Origin of the sequence: Brevibacillus jepli (genome assembly GCF_047229145.1) — a bacterium.
Taxonomy (GTDB): domain Bacteria; phylum Bacillota; class Bacilli; order Brevibacillales; family Brevibacillaceae; genus Brevibacillus.
Genome location: NZ_JBFEFW010000012.1, coordinates 63,137 through 79,566, shown reverse-complemented (window position 1 = coordinate 79,566; position 16,430 = coordinate 63,137). Strand labels below are relative to the sequence as shown.

The following is a 16,430-nucleotide window of genomic DNA, read 5'->3' as shown; positions in this document are numbered from 1 at the left end:
GTTATGAAGCACACATGAGAAAAACTGGACAGGGAGGATTCATATGGATGACAACAGCAAGTCCATCAACCAGTCAGATGAAGAAAGTATTCTGACGAATCGTCAAGGCCACCCAATCACAGACAACCAGAACCTGCGGACAGTTGGGAATCGTGGACCGACCGTTCTGGAGAATTACGACTTTCTGGAAAAAATAACGCATTTTGATCGTGAGAAAACGCCTGAACGTGTCGTACATAGTCGAGGTGCAGGTGCACATGGTTATTTTGAGGCGTATGGAACGGTAGGAGATGAGCCTGTTTCTACGTACACAAGAGCGAAGCTGTTTTCGGAGCGGGGGAAAAAAACGCCTGTGTTCGTACGGTTTTCTACGGTCATTCATGGGACACATTCGCCCGAGACTTTACGCGATCCACGCGGATTTGCTGTGAAGTTTTATACAGAGGACGGGAACTGGGATCTCGTTGGCAACAACCTGAAAGTTTTTTTCATTCGGGATGCCATGAAGTTCCCTGATCTCGTGCATGCGTTCAAGCCTGATCCCGTGACAAACATTCAGGACGTGGAACGGATTTTTGACTTTATCTCGAATACGCCAGAAGCCATGCATATGATCACGTTTTTGTTCTCCCCGTGGGGAATTCCAGCTAATTATCGGCAAATGCAAGGCTCTGGAGTTAACACCTACAAGTGGGTAAACAAGGAAGGCAAAGCGGTCCTGGTCAAATACCATTGGCAGCCGTTAACCCAAGGTATTAAAAATTTGACACAAAGACAGGCGGAAGAGGTCCAGGGCAAAAACTTCAATCACGCCACGCAGGATCTGTATGAAGCTATTGAGCGAGGCGAATATCCCGAGTGGGAAATGTGCGTCCAGATTATGAGTGATGACGACCATCCTGAGCTCGATTTTGATCCGCTTGATCCAACGAAAATTTGGCCAGAAGATCAATTCCCGTTTCTTCCTGTAGGTAAAATGGTTTTGAACAAAAACCCGGATAACTATTTTGCAGAGGTCGAGCAAGCAGCTTTTGGAACAGGCGTATTGGTGGATGGACTTGATTTCTCTGATGACAAGCTATTGCAAGGAAGGACCTTCTCTTATTCGGACACGCAGCGTTATCGGGTTGGCGCCAACTATTTGCAGCTTCCAATCAACGCTCCACAAAAGCATGTGGCTACCAATCAGGAAGGCGGACAGATGCTGTATCGTGTGGATCGGAAAGAGCGGCATATTAACTACGAGCCATCCACGATTGGCGGTCTGCAAGAAGCGAAGCAAGCCTCTCCCGATCACCAGCCAGAAGTCGAAGGAAAGGTCGTCCGTCAAAAGCTCGATCGTACCAACGATTTCAAACAGGCGGGAGAACGTTATCGCCTCATGGAAGACTGGGAGCGAGAAGACCTCATCACCAATCTGACAGATGCACTGCTTTCCTGTGATCCTCGCATTCAAGAGAAAATGCTCGGCTATTTTTTCAAATGTGACGAAGAGTACGGCCAACGCTTGAAAGCTGGAATCACACAGGACAACGGTGGAAACAATAAAGGAATAGGCGGGCCGATGGGCGCAACGAATCCAGGGGCGGCTGTAAAGGAAGCGGAACAAAAGTCACATCCGTCCAAGCCTTACTGATCCCAAATGAAGAACGAAGACTGAAAATGTACAGCGGAGCTTTGCTGATTCCTTGGTGAAGCTCTTTTTGGCATGCTGCTGCATATTTACTTAACAATCATATAGTAGATCTGCTATCGGTAAGTCAAACAGAGAAGTATCATGAAAAGCTGCGCGCGATGCAACAAAATTTTTGGCAAGGCTTTACGCGTTATTGGAGCGAGGTATTGGCGGAAACAGTGAGAAGGGTTTCGAAGTAATTTTACAATAAAGAAGTAACACAATTCGATTGGCCAACGTCTTACAATTGTTTACATTAGAAAATGGCGAGGAGAATCATAATGGAGAGAAGAGGGAAATGGGTAGCGCTGTTGAGCTATACAGCAGTACTCTCACTTTTGACAACGGGAGGGGTAGTTGCTGCTTCCCCTGCAAAAGCAACTCTTGAAAAGGCAGAAGCATTTGCTAGCACCGTTGGAAATACCGAAGTGAAGCTACAGGCTTGCAGTCCAGATAAAGCAACAGCATCTGTCTCGGACAAGGCGTTTACGTCCTGGAAACCGTTGGATGAGAGGCCGGTCATGGAGGGGATAACTGCCATTGCGACAGGAAAAATTTTTGATGAAGCAGGCTATGGTTGGAGACCTGGCATTTCCTATGCGTTCACAGACGATGGGCAAGTGTGGAAATGGGGATATCAGTCTGATGAGAAGTATGAACCGCAGAAGCTAGCCGGGATCAAGGATGCCAAGCAATTGACTACGGATTACGTACTCACGGGCGCAGGTGAAGTATGGAAGATCGATGAGAAGAAAGCACCGGAAAAACTGGCAGGGATCGACAAAATCAAAAACATCCAGCAAATCGACCTGCATGACGGCGTACTCTTTTTGTTGAATGAAGATGGATCTGTGCTGAAATGGGAAAACGGAGCAAAAGCACCGCAGAAGCTGACGAACTTTTCGAACATCCGTGACATGTATAGCTCCTCATTTTCGCTGTTTTTAGTAGATGACCAAGGGAAGCTTCTTTATCTTGAGGGTCAATCTGGAGAGCTAGACACAAATAATGCGAAGGTCATGGATATTCCCGGAAAAGTCAAACAGGTAGCTGTCGATTATTCGGATCTCGCCTTGATCCAAACGGAAAAAGGCGAAATGTATCGTAATGACACAAAAGAAAGTGAGAAAGTCATGCGTGCTGCTCACGCAGATGGTGCCACACGAATGGCAGTTGGCGGAGAAGGCATGTATTTGATTGTCAAAAAAGATGGTTCCGTATGGGGCTGGGGACATAATACATTCGGGATGCTGGGAGAGAATCAGCCGAATCAGGTAGAAGTACCGGTAAAAATAACAGGTCTGTCTGATATAACCGATGTCCAGGCCGGTACAGATCACGTGTTGGCACTCGATAAAAAAGGCAACGTCTACTCTTGGGGCAGTAATATGACAGGACAGTTGGGAAGAATTCCTGTCACATTTGACAAATGGACAGAGCTCGGCGAGATTCGCGATGTGAAACAAGTAGTCACAGAGCTGGATCAGCCTTATTTCGTTCGCAAGGATGGCTCTATTTGGGCTCTCGATGGCGCTCGTGTTCCTTATGAAGTCAAGGGGCCGACAAAAATTCAGCAATTGGATAGCATACTAAATTCTCCTGTTACCTTGAATCAAAGTGGGCAAATTCAGCTCTGGACCAGTAAGTTTAGTAACTGCAATACACTGGCATTGCCTTATCGCATCAAGGATTTCGTTGGTGGTGAGGAGCATCTTTTGTTGCGCACGGAGGATGATCGATTTCTGACGGTAAAGCTTAGCTTTAAATCCGAGGAACGCGGAGGGGTATACGTCATTACCGACCTACAGCCAACAAAAGTGGAAGACCTCAAGATTGATGCTGGCCTTGCTGCGGATGTCAGCAAGCTATACGCCAATCCGTATACGTTCTTTGCTTTGACCAAAAAGGGGCAAGTCCTGTTTGCAGAGCGCAAAGATGAGGAACCATTCAAATCGATGACCCTGATTCCTGGCTTGGAAGGAATTCGTGAGCTCGCACCAGAATATTTTGTCCGTTATACGAAGGACATTGAATCTGTTTGGGCGATCAACGAGGCAGGCGAGGTACAAGAGATTCAGAGTTACCCAGAGAGAGAAGGAAATGACGCAGGGGCAATCAAGGTGAAGCTGGAACCGAAAACGGAAGAAGGCATCGCGAAGGTAAGTGGACGCCTGCGGATAACCAAAGATGGGCAAATCTTTGAGCACGATTGGGAACCGTTTAAAAAGCAAAAAGTTGCTGCACCTGTTCGCCTGATTTCTTCCACATACGACTATGCGATCGAGGGACCGGGCTCACACTACCATGTACTGGTCACCGAAGATGATAAAGTTGTCATAATTGGCGATAATCCGTACGGAACAGGCGAGCTTCAGCCAGATAAGGTCAGACAATAAAAGAATCAGCACAGTGGAGCATTGGTATTTTCCACTGTGCTTCTTTTTTTGCCGTTTTTAGAAGATGTGGAAAAAGATGGTTGACAGCTAAGGTTTACAATTGTAATATCTTAACAGAAGTTCAAATTACAATTGTAAATCTAAGGAGTGATGATGTGATGAGCAACATTCCGAAAATTTCGGAGGCGGAGTGGGAGATCATGAAGGTGATCTGGAGAGATCATCCAGCGACAGCGGAGCAGATCATTGAGCGTTTACCAGCTGATATCGAATGGACAGAGCAGACGGTACGTACGTTTTTGAACAGGCTGCTCAAAAAGAAGGCGATCAGCTATGAAAAATCTGGTCGCAGCTATCGATATTTCCCACTCGTTGAAGAAGATGATTGCAAGCGAGCAGAAAGCGAGTCGTTTTTGAAGCGAGTATTCAATGGCGCAGTAGGCACGATGATGACCAATTTTCTCGAAGATGTACAGCTTTCCAACGAAGAAATCGACAAGCTGCAAAAAATACTGACGGAAAAACAAAATAAAAAGCAGGGATGAGGGACATGTAAATGGAGCTTCTCTGCCAAGTTTTTTTGTGGATGAGCTACGCCTCGCTGGGGGCAAGCCTGGTAGCAATTTTGTTGGTAGCCATCAAAAAAGGGGTTCGACAAGCGATCAGCTGGCGCATGCATCATTTGTTATGGTTCATCGTTTTGGCCCGCCTCTTGGTTCCCGTGCTGCCGGAGAGTTCATTTAGTCTCTTCACCTGGATATCCTTGGCGAGTAACAGCTTGTCGGTTGTCCAGCCGCTTTCTCCCTCTCTAGAACCTGAAGTAACACATACGGAACCTCTTGTCATTCCTGCTGTCCAAGACATGTCTGGATCGGTGGAAAATGGCGGGGTCATGCAAATGGAAGCTGTCAGTGATGATGAACGAAGGGTTACATCCACGCACGCTGCCTACATTCAGATTCTGGCGTTGGTGTGGCTAATCGGAATGGTAGTTATGCTGGTGAGATTATTCGTTTACCTGTATAACATGCACACCAAAGAACGATTTCTGATGCGAGTGACAGATGAGAGAGTATTGACCATCATGAAGGCGTGCAAAGAGAAGTTTGGTGTGAAAAGGCAAATGCCAGTTTACACAGGGACACTGGCGAAGGGGCCGTTCATCTCCGGGCTCTTTGCACCCTGGATATATTGTCCGCGGGATGTATACCAATCCTTGTCAGATGATGAGCTCTATCATGTCTTCGCGCATGAGCTCGCTCATCACAAACGCAAGGATCTGCTGTGGAGCTTCCTTGGCTCCCTCGCACTCGCGATCCATTGGATGAATCCGCTCGTCTGGTTATCGATTCGTAAAATGAAGGCAGATATGGAGCTTGCGTGTGATGAATACGTTTTGGATGTATTGGGGGAAAAAGAAGCGATTCCTTATGGCATGACGCTACTCGCTTTTGCGAGACAGATTTCGGAGAAACGACCCATGCCGTATCCACTCTATTTTCACCATTCTCATCATTCTGAACAAATGAAAAGGAGAATTCAGATGATTTCAACGTTCAAAAAAGGATCCTATCAGTTATCAGCTGTAGCCGTTGCATGCGGCCTAGTCATTAGTGCAGTGACACTGACCAACGCAGCAGAGCCGACCTCACTCCAGGTGGCTGTAAAGCAAGACGATAAGATGCGTCCTCTGTTTGGCGAAGCATCGTTCCAGTTTACGAACCGGTTGGAAAAAGCTGAAAAGATGGTTGATTTCGCTTTTAAGGTGCCTACTTATTTGCCAGCAGGCTTTACGTTTGAATCCAGTGGAATTATGAATGCAAAGCAGTCAGATTCTTCGGAAAAACTAGTGTCCCTCAACTTTCGCAAGGATGGAGATGCGTTTTCTATTTCAGCGAGCAAAGTAGAAGAGACTGCGGACGCGGTGTATGCGAGCCTGGACAACAAGAAAATCCCCAAATACACAATGGCCAAAGAACAATTATCCGTAAAAGGCAAGCCAGTCACCCTTATCTCAAGGACTTCTCATCTGGAAGACCGCGATGTCAAGCTGGATATTTATCTCTGGAGTGACGGAGGGGTTTATTACCAGATTCAAACCATCAACAGTAAAACTAAAGAAGAGTTTGTCAAAGTCATCGAATCACTCGCTGCACCGAACGAGAAGTTGAGAAAACAGTACGCCAATAACGACATGCAGAATATCTCGATCCTCGATTTGGATGATGTGGGATACTTCTCGACGATGATGGGGATTGAACCAGTCTTTCCGTTGGAGCTGCCTGGTGGATTCAAGGCAAAAGATGCATTTGTTAGCAAGAAGCTCAATTTCAGCTTCCCGGCCAATAAAGAGGAAGAAGAAAAGCGGACGATGCATGTCACCTTGGAGAAGCCGAAAGAGGCAAACGCGAAAGGGATTCAGCTCGTCAGATTTGCTCAGATCAAGGACAAATCAATTGTGGAAAATATGAAAAAAACAAAGACGGTTCCTTTCTATCGGATCGATGGTCAAAAATTTGATGTAAAAGTCACGCCTTTAAACATTGGTGGGCAAGAAGTATTTCGTACAGAGCCGTATAAAATTGACGGCACCATGAGCGGACCTGATGAGAAAAACAACTACTCGTATTTTTGGCTAAAAGGTGAGGTTTGCTATAAGGCGACGTTTGTCGATGAGGGCACGGAGGAGCAACAGCAATTGGTCACCGCTCTCATTAAGGCAAAGGCAATCGACCTGAAAAAGTAGAGAAAGCGTATAGAGTCTGTACAATTATGGTGCAGGCTCTTTTCATTTTACCTGTGACGTCCTGTTCAGATTTACGTATAACCATTGAGAGTACAAAGACGAGATTTAGCTCTAGGAGGAATAACATGTCAATCGATTACGAGAGACTCAGCAAGATTGCGCACACCATTGTCGACATCCCCAAGCATTACCATCTCGTAATGGAAGACAATACGCCAGAGGGCGATGAAAACGTGCGCTCCTTTATTTGGGCGGACCCGGAAGAATCCAGCCGCACGATTTCAGTATCGCTCGATTTGGAAACTGGTCAATTAATGTCGTTAGATTTGGAGAAGGAAACTCTGAATACGGCTGGGGAAATCAGCTCGGTTGAGGAAGCGCGAAGCATCGCTGACGCCTTCCTGAAAAGACATACACCCCATCATGATTTATTAACAAGGGTACATATAGAAGAACGACAGCATGTACGAATCATCACGTACAGGGAGGAAGTCGGGGGAATCCCGCTGCCGCATACAGGGTGCAGAGTGACAATCGACAATGAGTTAGACGTCATTCAGTACGATTTGGAAGGAAACGAAGCCACTTCAAAACCAGTATGGCCAGAAAGCATCTGTGAGGAAGAAACAGTTAAACAGCAAATCCTGCAAGAAATCCAGATGAAGCTGACCATCGTCACTTTAGAACCTTCGTGCCATGAAGAAGCTGGGACAAAGCCACAATATCGGCTTGTCTATGAACCAATCCCAGACTTTCGAATGATCGATGCCAGTACTGGTGTCGATCTGCATGGAATGGATCACTATCTACTACCAGACTCTCGTCCGATTGCTCCCTCAATAGGCGTGGACAGAGAGCCAATCATCTACAGCAACACGGATTGGTTGAAAAGACTCGGTGTCGATCCTGAGTACTATCATCTAGAAAAAAGTGCGGATGACGGGGAAAGAATTCGCATGAGATATCGTAGAGTACAAGCTGAAGAGGACGTTAGAAGGGCGCCAGACGAAAAATCAGCAGAGTCATACATGAAGCGAACGTACGCTGAGTCGTTTCGGAATCTGGAAGCGGCGTTTTTGATCCATATCGAAAAGTCGACGGGACGAATTGTTGCTTTCCATCGCAAAGTCAATCAAGAAGACGCTCCACGACTAAGCAGGGAGCAGTGCTGGGAGCAGGCGGAGCAGTTTTTGCGGCAAGTGTTCCCTGACTACCATGAGTACCTTCAACTGGAAGATGAACAGGAAGAGATGGACGGGGAACTGCGAGATAGAGAGGTATTTTTTCTTCCTGTTGTTATCGGGAATACACCGGTTAAAAATGAGAGCGTCTTACTTAGTGTGAGTACTTCCAGCGGTAAAATTATCGCTTACAGGGGAGTTTCATATGACATGCTTCGCACAATTGCTGAGCATTCCTTTCAGCCAAGGATTACAGCCGACGAAGCATTTGAACGATATGCTGAGCATGTCAGGTTGAAGCTGAAGTGGTATGAAGACACGAACGATAATGGATATCGACTCATATACGAGCAGACTACGACAATGGCAGACGGTGGTAAGCAAAAGCTCCTGTATATCGATGCATGCAGTGGTGCAACTGTAACAACTTGATCTTTGTCATGGATATACATGGGAGGACAATGTAGAATTATGTCGAACGTATCTTTATGAATAAAGCATGAGCCTAAAAGTACTTTGGTTCAATGGAAAAGGAGAATCTAAGTAAATGCAGAAGGCATCCCATTCGTCCAAACAAATCAGCGCTGCATGCTGCCAACCGTCACTTCCGCGAGCAGACAATTCTGCTTCTGCACGCATTTTAATAGAAGGAAACACTGAAGTATTAGCACAAATGAACATGATTAACCTGACTGAAGAGGATTTGCAGTTGATCGCAGATTTTCGTCCCGTCATTGAGACAGAAATAGAACAGATTACTGCTTCTTTTTATGAGTCGATTCTCCATGTTGACTCTTTAAAGCAAATTGTGATGGAACACACCACCGTTGAACGTTTGCGTCAAACCTTATCCAATCATTTAATCGAAATGTTTGATGGACGGATCGATTCTGCATTTATTGACAAGCGCTTGAAGATTGCGATGGTCCATCAGAAGATCGGGCTTCCTCCTAAGTGGTACATGGGTTCTTTTCAAAATTTGTTAGGCACGCTTTTGCGAATCGTAGACGAAATGAAAGAATCACATCCGGACTCGAAAAAACTAGCGCAAGCGATTACGAAGCTCCTAAGCTTTGAACAGCAATTGGTACTAGAGGCTTACGAAGACCAGACTCGTCTGCTGGAGCAGCGGGCGAAGTCGATGATCGAATACCAAGCGTTCCACGATGATCTAACGGGCTTACCAAACAGAAGGATGCTGCATCATGCCTTGCAGGAGGCGATTGAGCGTAATCGCGAAAAGGTTACTCGTTTTGCTGTACTCGTTTTGGATATCGATCGGTTTAAAATGATTAATGACTCATTAGGCCATACGTACGGGGATCGTTTTTTGCAAGAAGTGAGTAATCGGATCAAAACCAGCTCCGAAGGATACGAAGTGACGATTGCCCGGATGGGTGGGGATGAGTTCACACTGATCTGCCAAAATGTTGAAAGTGATCGCGATTTTTCGATTTTGGCAGAGCGCGTGGTCAAGGAAATCGAAATTCCCTATCTTTTGCAAGGGAAAGATTATTACGTATCGGCGAGCGTTGGTATTGCGGTGTATCCCGATCATGGATGCAGTGTCGAACAGCTGCTCAAAAATGCAGATGCAGCTATGTACGAAGTGAAGAAGAACGGGAAAAACGGTTTTCAATTTTTTACGAATGAGCTCGATGACCAGCTGCTGTTGCGGATTGAATTAGAGAGCGATCTAAGAAAAGCGGTAAAGCATAACGAGCTGGTCTTGTATTACCAGCCACAGATTCAAACCGGGAAGAATCAACTAATCGGAGTCGAAGCACTAATTCGGTGGAATCATCCGAAAAAAGGCATCCTGTCACCCGGCATGTTCATCCCGATTGCAGAAGAAACAGGGCTGATTTTTGAGATTGGCACCTGGACATTGAAGGAAGCATGCAAGCAAATGAAGAAATGGCATGATGAAGGTGGACCGCTTATTCCTGTATCGGTCAATTTGTCCTCGCGACAGTTCCATCAGCCTAATCTGGTAGGCTATATTCGACAAATACTGGAAGAAAGTGGACTTGAACCGCAGTATTTGGAATTGGAAATAACGGAAAGCATGATGATGGATGCAGACCTCTCTACAGAAATTTTAAAGGAATTGAACGAGTACGGCGTAAAAATTAGCTTGGACGATTTCGGTACGGGCTATAGCTCACTCAGCTACCTCAAGCTGCTGCCGATTCACAAGCTGAAGATCGACCGTTCATTCATTACCGATATTACGATGAACACCAGTGATCAAGCGATTGTTGCTACGATTATTTCCATGGCGAAGCATTTGAATATGAATGTGATTGCGGAAGGGATCGAGACCCAGAGTCAGTTGGATTTTCTCATGGAAAATTCCTGCAAGGAAATTCAAGGGTACTACTTTAGCCGTCCATTACCAGCAAACGAAGTGGAGACAACTTTTTTCATTCCACAGCGCGATTGATTCGGTCAACGTCTGTAAAGTAGTTCGAAACAGTAGATGGAATCATTTTGAAATAATTGATACAATAATAAGAGTCCCTTCGGGGGCTATTTTTTTAAGGAGGGTTTTCCAATGAAGAACAATACGTTCATCAAACACGTCTATGAAAATCAACTGGGGGGTGAAATCTACTATGAACCCTAGTATTTTGAATGGCACCAGAAAGCATCTGATCAACCAGTTAGTCTTTTTTGACGAGCAGTATTCTCTTTTCTACGATCAATATGTACGGAATTATGGGAAAGAAAAGCAAGCCATCGATGACATTGTCGTTCGTTACAAGAAAACACTTGAAAAGCTTCTAGCAGAAGAAGACCGTGCACTCTTTCAATCGCTTAAAGCAATTACTTTATTAGGCAGCAGCGTAAAAGTGCTATTTGAGGAAGACCAATTTGAGGAGTCATTTACTGTGGTGTACCCCACAGACATTGACCCGGATAACAACAGAATTTCATTCTTATCGCCCATAGGCAGACAATTGCTGCTAGCGGCTCCACACGATTCTGTTGTGCTGGAAAGTCCGGTCGGCAGGCAGCAGGTGCAGGTGAGGGAGATAAGCTTTACATATATGGGGGGATTCTCGTCACCATAGGGATCTAACCATCACAATGCTATGTAAGAAGGCACTAACTCGATGTTAGTGTCTTTTTTTGTAAATTTTAGTAAAATGCAAGGGGAGCAAGCCGTAAGACGGGAGGAAAAAACGATGAAAACAATTGCCTGCCCAACATGTGAGCAAGATGTGCAATGGGATATGAATCACCTTCAGAAGTTGGACGAAAGATGGGTGATGGCTTGCGAAAAATGCGGTGACCAGTTCTTCAGCGTGACAGAGGAAGAAAAGGAAATGATACTTGTGGGCATACGTTTGACGGAAGAGTATGTACCGGATGTCATCCATGCTTATCACAGTGAGGATGTAAAGAATCTCCCTTCCAGGGTTGGGTTCGGAGAAATCAAAAAATGCAATTCAGAGGATTGAATTGCTGGCACACATCCATCAAGACGCTAACGATTTGTTGGTGTCTTTTTATGTGCATTCAGGTAAAATTTAGTCGAGCGATATTTCTGAAAAATAGAGTGAAAAGAAGGGATTTCATGATCATTTTTGGTTTTATCATATGCATTTGGTTGTTATCACTTTGGCTGCAACCGATCTTTCAACCTTATGTTGAAGCTTTTCTCCTCTCCGTTTACGAGGATAAATATCAAGCATACATTCCTTATCAAATGACGGCTCTACATTATGTGGTGAATGCCATGACGATTGGATTCATACTTGGCCTGCCACTTGAACTCAAATACAGTAGGGCAGTATCGAAAGTGCTTAAAAAGCTCAAGTTTTTTGATAAACTGGAGAACGATGATATCCTTTTTATTCTCTCAGTTGCGCGCTCTCAGCATGGCTATGTGACGGCAGCCGACATCGCATCCCAATCCGCACTCACGTTACAAAAAGCTCAAAATGTATTAAATAAGCTTCAACAACAAGGCTTCGCTGACTTAAGTGTAGCCGAGACGGGTGACATTCTCTACTATTTCGCGGGCTTTGCTGAAGGTGAGGAATGAGAGGCAGATGGGTGATTTTTTAGGAAATTTGGTTATTTTTTTTCTCTTTGGTTGTATTTTTATCATCATAGCATTAATCTCCAGCTTTTTTGTGATTGAAGGCATCTATCTAATCTTAAACAACACTATCTTTTTAGGCTTCCTAATGATTCTCGTTTCCATTGGATACACGCTTTTTTACTTTGAAGGAAGAAGACTGGCAAAGAAGCAATTACAACGAGCACGTCAAGCCTCTGCAATTACGGCTGCCAATCGCAATCATGGTGTAGTTTCTGCTGCTACGTTTGCTTTGGAATCGAAGTGAAAACTATCAGAATGTGAGCAAATCCTGAGAGAGCTGGAGCAAAGAAAGGTTCTGAGCACGTCCTCCATGCCTGGCAAGATGGCTGTTTATCATTTAGACGATCATGTATACGGACACATGCCTTATGAAAGTGACGACAATGAGGACCATGATGATGAGGAGACAACAAAGCTGGAACAGATCCAGCGAAAACGTAAAAGAAGAATGGTACAGGCAGTATTGGGAGGAGTTATTGGCACACTGATTGTCATCTCCGAGGAGCAGGTTTTCCTGAACTTGAAAGAGTATCTCTCGGCAGCTATTACTGCAATGATCTTTCTTGTATTGATCGGACGTTACCTATTGTCATCCCATCGGAAAGAGGATCAACGACATTCGGAACACGATATTTTGACATATGTCATGGATCGTGAAGGGGAACTCAATCCGAAAGAGATTCCTTACTATACGCATGAAAGCTATCAATCGATTGAGCCTATCATCGATAAATGGCACAGAAGCAACTACTGCACGATTACGTATCATGAAGACGGTGGAATTATTTATCGTTTTCCAAATTATTCGGATGAGTCGGAAGTCTACGAATATGACGATGATTATGATCCGATCCCTGCATGGATTGATAGAAGATCCAAGTTTCTGCTATTTTGCTGTTTAGCATTTATCTTCAGTTATGTAGGCGGTTATGCCCTTGTTCATTGGAACAGCCTTATCTTCTATCTCGCTTGTATCATTATAGGTGGGGTCTATGGGTATTACGCTTTATCCAAAAGGACAACGGAGCCAGAAAGAATGGAACGAATCGCTCTACAAGTAGCTGCGAAAAAGGGCGGATCGGTGGCTGTTTACGAACTGGCTTATAATGCCAGAATCACCATGGATGAAGCGGCGAAGGTATTAGAAAAATGGGAACAGACGAATATAGCAAGAAAAGTGTATTCACAGGAAGGCGTGCCGATTTACATGGTGAGTGGTGTGGTTTCCCAAGAGCAAAGACAAAGGTCAGAGCATGTTTGAATATGCTCCCATATTCAGTACATACTACCATCACACGATCAATCACAACTAGAGGTGGAATCAGCAATGGCAAATTCAAATTCACTGGTCAATGGACAAGCACGTACTGCCCTTGATCAATTAAAGTACGAAATCGCGGCAGAGTTCGGAGTCGTGCTTGGAGCAGACACGTCGGCACGCCAAAATGGCTCTGTCGGCGGAGAGATGACGAAGCGCTTGGTACAATACGCAGAACAACAAATGTTTCGACTGTAATCCCTCCTTGTGAGGGATTTTTCTTTCGCTTACATTTGTCCGAAATATCGCGTATAGTTAGGGGAGAGCGACGAGACAGTCGCATGGACCGAAGAACAGCAATAGGGGGATTCTTGGCTTGAATAGCGACAATTTGCATAACTGTTTGTTTTTCACTTCCAATCGCTTATCCCGTGTGATTACGAAATTGGCGGAAGAATCCTTCCAGCGTTATGGATTTTCTCCTACCCATGCGTATCTCATGCTGGCTGTAAACGAGAAGGAGAAGGTGACCCCGACCCAATTGGCGCAAATTCTTCATATGACACCATCAACGATTACTCGTTTTGTCGATAAGCTCGTCGTAAAAGGATTTCTGGAGCGAGAAGTAGAGGGGAAAAACATCTTCGTTTTGCCTACGAAAAAGGGGCGAGAAGCTCAGGCGAACATAGAAGAAGCCATTAAAGAAATGTACAAGAGCTATGTGGCATTGCTCGGGGAAGATCGGGCAAAATTAGTTACACAGATGATTCACGAGTCAGTCGAAATGCTGGAAAAGAACGAGATGGAGTCTTGATTCCAGTAATTGTGAAGAACGGGAGAGTTGACAGTGTCCTGTTCTTCTGATAATTTGTATGTACAAACAAATTAAATTTTGGAGGATATTCAATGAAAACTCTCGTCATCGCCGTACACCCTACCATGTCTCAATCTCGAATCAATAAAGCATGGAAGGAAAGAATGCAAAAAGAAGAGAGCGTAACCGTTCACGACCTATACGCTGCTTATCCAAATTTCCAGATCGATGTCGAACAAGAGCAAAAGCTGATGCAAGAGCACGATCGTATCGTTTTTCAATTTCCGCTTTACTGGTACAGCACACCAGCCTTATTGAAACAGTGGCAGGATGCTGTGTTGACGTATGGTTGGGCTTATGGTTCTGAAGGAAACAAGCTGCATGGAAAAGAGCTTCTGCTCGCGATTTCTACAGGTGGTCCTGAGGAAGCCTATCAACGTGAGGGATACAACTTTTATTCCATCAGCGAGCTGATCAAACCGCTGCATGCGATGGCGAATTTAACCGGGATGAAATTCTTGAAACCATTCTTGTTCCAGGGTGTACTTGGAGCCTCGGATGAACAGATTCAACATAGCGCGGAAGAATATGTGGCCCATGCACTGAACGCGTCGATGGAGCCAGTAGGCAAATAATCAGTCACGAAAGACGATGAGAAGGAAGCGACCTTTTTCATCGTCTTTCTTTATGTGGAAGGAAGCTGCTCTGGGTGGCCTAGCAAAAATCCTTGGCCAACAGGAACCCCTAAATCCAGTGCGACAGATAAGTCCTCCGGCTCCTCGATACCCTCTAGGACAAGCTGCGTTTGACCTTGGCAGTAATGGACGAATAGCGAGACGAGCTTTTGTTTAGTGGGAATGGAAGACAATTGCTTGCCGAAATAACGGTCTAGCTTAACAATATCTGGCTCATACTCCACGATTTTTTTCAAAGAAGCGGCACCAGAGCCGACATCATCTAATGCGATCAGGAATCCATGCTGACGCAGTTCATGTATTTTCTGCCCCAACAGCTTTATTTCCCACATCTTGTCTTCCTCATGGGCCTCATTGATTTCCAAGACAATCCGACGATTCCACGGTCTATACAAGTCTTCCGTAATAAACGCAATGAACGCGGGGTTTAACAAAGTAGAGGGAAATACGTTAATGAACAGTAGCGGAACACTGTCAATAGCTGTTGACTTCGTAAAGTAGGTACGAATCGCTTTTTTCATTGACAGAATATCTAATTCATACAAGCGCTCTTCTGTACGAGCCGCGCGAAAAAGTAATTCAGGTGTTTGGTGTGTAGATGAACGAAGAAGTGCTTCATATCCGAAAAATTGTCCCGTCGCGAGTTGCACGAGAGGTTGAAATACAGGGTAAAGGGATTCCTTTAACGATAGGTCGTTCATTGATAAATATTCCTTCCTGCTCTAGAAGTTTTGCTTTGAGAAAAATTATTTCCTAAAGGAAAAATAAGTTGACGATATTTTACAACAAATCAGCTTTATTTGGCAATGCCTGCCAATATACGTGGAATGTAAAATCAATAAGTTTACTCAAGGAAACATTTTTGGGTATATACAAAACTTTTTTCATCTTGTAAACTAGGCATGTAACCGACAATCGGATGGGAGGAGATAGGAAATGGAAGCCTTCACTTTACCAGAACTGCCATATGGTTATGATGAGCTGGAGCCATACCTGGATGCAAAAACGATGGAAATCCATCATGGAAAGCATCATGCAACGTATGTGGCCAACTTAAACAAGGCTCTTGAAAACCACTCGCAGTTCAAGAATGCGACAGTCGAAGAACTAATCAGCCACTTGGATGATATCCCGGAAGATATCCGTACGGCTGTTCGAAATCATGGTGGTGGGCATTATGGCCATAGTTTGTATTGGTCGATCATGAGCCCGGTCGGCGGTGGTAAACCGCATGGGGATATTGCAAAAGGGATCGATAAATATTTCGGCAGCTTTGAGCAAATGAAGGATGAATTGACAAAAGCGGCAGTCAGTCGTTTCGGATCTGGATGGGGGTGGCTTGTGGTCAATGGGGACAAGTTGGAAGTGACCAGTACGCCCAATCAGGATACGCCTTTTATGGAGAAGAAAACGCCGATATTGGTCGTAGATGTTTGGGAGCACGCCTATTACTTGCAGTACCAGAATAAGCGACCTGACTTTGTTACATCGTGGTGGAATGTGGTCAACTGGGAGGAAGTCAATCGTCTGTATAACGAAGCCATTCGCTAA

At 44.9% G+C, this 16,430-nt stretch carries 16 protein-coding genes; 15 read left to right on the top strand and 1 reads right to left on the bottom strand.

Annotated elements, in window-relative coordinates; all coding sequences use genetic code 11:
- Nucleotides 1-43 precede the first annotated feature (43 nt).
- From AB1L17_RS14900 to AB1L17_RS14835, 14 genes are all read left to right on the top strand, one after another.
- Nucleotides 44-1,636, top strand: a complete 1,593-nt coding sequence (locus AB1L17_RS14900; RefSeq protein ID WP_412845637.1) for a catalase — start codon at nt 44-46, stop codon at nt 1,634-1,636.
- Nucleotides 1,637-1,956: 320 nt separating this feature from the next.
- Entirely contained in the window at nt 1,957-4,071 is a 2,115-nt protein-coding gene (locus AB1L17_RS14895) for an RCC1 domain-containing protein (protein ID WP_412845638.1), read from the top strand.
- A 158-nt stretch (nt 4,072-4,229) separates the two neighbouring features.
- The gene (locus AB1L17_RS14890) at nt 4,230-4,616 is read left to right on the top strand and encodes a BlaI/MecI/CopY family transcriptional regulator (protein WP_412845639.1); all 387 of its coding nucleotides are present in this window, start codon (nt 4,230-4,232) and stop codon (nt 4,614-4,616) included.
- A gap of 11 nt (nt 4,617-4,627) precedes the next feature.
- The gene (locus AB1L17_RS14885; RefSeq protein ID WP_412845640.1) at nt 4,628-6,817 is read left to right on the top strand and encodes a M56 family metallopeptidase; all 2,190 of its coding nucleotides are present in this window, start codon (nt 4,628-4,630) and stop codon (nt 6,815-6,817) included.
- Between the two features lie 125 nt (nt 6,818-6,942).
- Entirely contained in the window at nt 6,943-8,430 is a 1,488-nt protein-coding gene (locus tag AB1L17_RS14880) for a YcdB/YcdC domain-containing protein (protein WP_412845641.1), read from the top strand.
- 115 nt (nt 8,431-8,545) lie between these two features.
- Nucleotides 8,546-10,444, top strand: coding sequence for a putative bifunctional diguanylate cyclase/phosphodiesterase (locus AB1L17_RS14875; protein ID WP_412845642.1), 1,899 nt, complete (start codon nt 8,546-8,548; stop codon nt 10,442-10,444).
- Nucleotides 10,445-10,616: 172 nt separating this feature from the next.
- Entirely contained in the window at nt 10,617-11,075 is a 459-nt protein-coding gene (locus AB1L17_RS14870; RefSeq protein ID WP_412845643.1) for a GreA/GreB family elongation factor, read from the top strand.
- 114 nt (nt 11,076-11,189) lie between these two features.
- Nucleotides 11,190-11,465, top strand: coding sequence for a hypothetical protein (locus AB1L17_RS14865; protein WP_412845644.1), 276 nt, complete (start codon nt 11,190-11,192; stop codon nt 11,463-11,465).
- Between the two features lie 116 nt (nt 11,466-11,581).
- Nucleotides 11,582-12,052, top strand: coding sequence for a MarR family transcriptional regulator (locus tag AB1L17_RS14860; protein ID WP_412845645.1), 471 nt, complete (start codon nt 11,582-11,584; stop codon nt 12,050-12,052).
- Between the two features lie 7 nt (nt 12,053-12,059).
- The gene (locus tag AB1L17_RS14855) at nt 12,060-12,356 is read left to right on the top strand and encodes a hypothetical protein (RefSeq protein ID WP_412845646.1); all 297 of its coding nucleotides are present in this window, start codon (nt 12,060-12,062) and stop codon (nt 12,354-12,356) included.
- 66 nt (nt 12,357-12,422) lie between these two features.
- Nucleotides 12,423-13,373, top strand: coding sequence for a DNA primase (locus AB1L17_RS14850; protein ID WP_412845647.1), 951 nt, complete (start codon nt 12,423-12,425; stop codon nt 13,371-13,373).
- Nucleotides 13,374-13,439: 66 nt separating this feature from the next.
- A complete protein-coding gene (locus tag AB1L17_RS14845; RefSeq protein ID WP_412845648.1) occupies nt 13,440-13,628 on the top strand; it encodes an alpha/beta-type small acid-soluble spore protein in 189 nt (62 codons plus the stop codon).
- A gap of 118 nt (nt 13,629-13,746) precedes the next feature.
- On the top strand, nt 13,747-14,184 hold the full coding sequence (locus tag AB1L17_RS14840) for a MarR family winged helix-turn-helix transcriptional regulator (RefSeq protein ID WP_412845649.1): 438 nt from the start codon (nt 13,747-13,749) through the stop codon (nt 14,182-14,184).
- A 92-nt stretch (nt 14,185-14,276) separates the two neighbouring features.
- Complete coding sequence (locus AB1L17_RS14835) at nt 14,277-14,819, top strand: NAD(P)H-dependent oxidoreductase (RefSeq protein ID WP_412845650.1); 543 nt, start codon at nt 14,277-14,279, stop codon at nt 14,817-14,819.
- 50 nt (nt 14,820-14,869) lie between these two features.
- Here the strand turns inward: AB1L17_RS14835 and AB1L17_RS14830 are convergent, their stop codons facing one another.
- Nucleotides 14,870-15,580 carry an EAL domain-containing protein gene (locus AB1L17_RS14830; RefSeq protein ID WP_412845651.1) on the bottom strand — a complete coding sequence of 237 codons (711 nt, stop codon included), beginning with the start codon at nt 15,578-15,580 and terminating at the stop codon, nt 14,870-14,872.
- 235 nt (nt 15,581-15,815) lie between these two features.
- Between AB1L17_RS14830 and AB1L17_RS14825 the strand changes: the two genes are divergently transcribed.
- On the top strand, nt 15,816-16,430 hold the full coding sequence (locus tag AB1L17_RS14825) for a superoxide dismutase (RefSeq protein WP_412845652.1): 615 nt from the start codon (nt 15,816-15,818) through the stop codon (nt 16,428-16,430).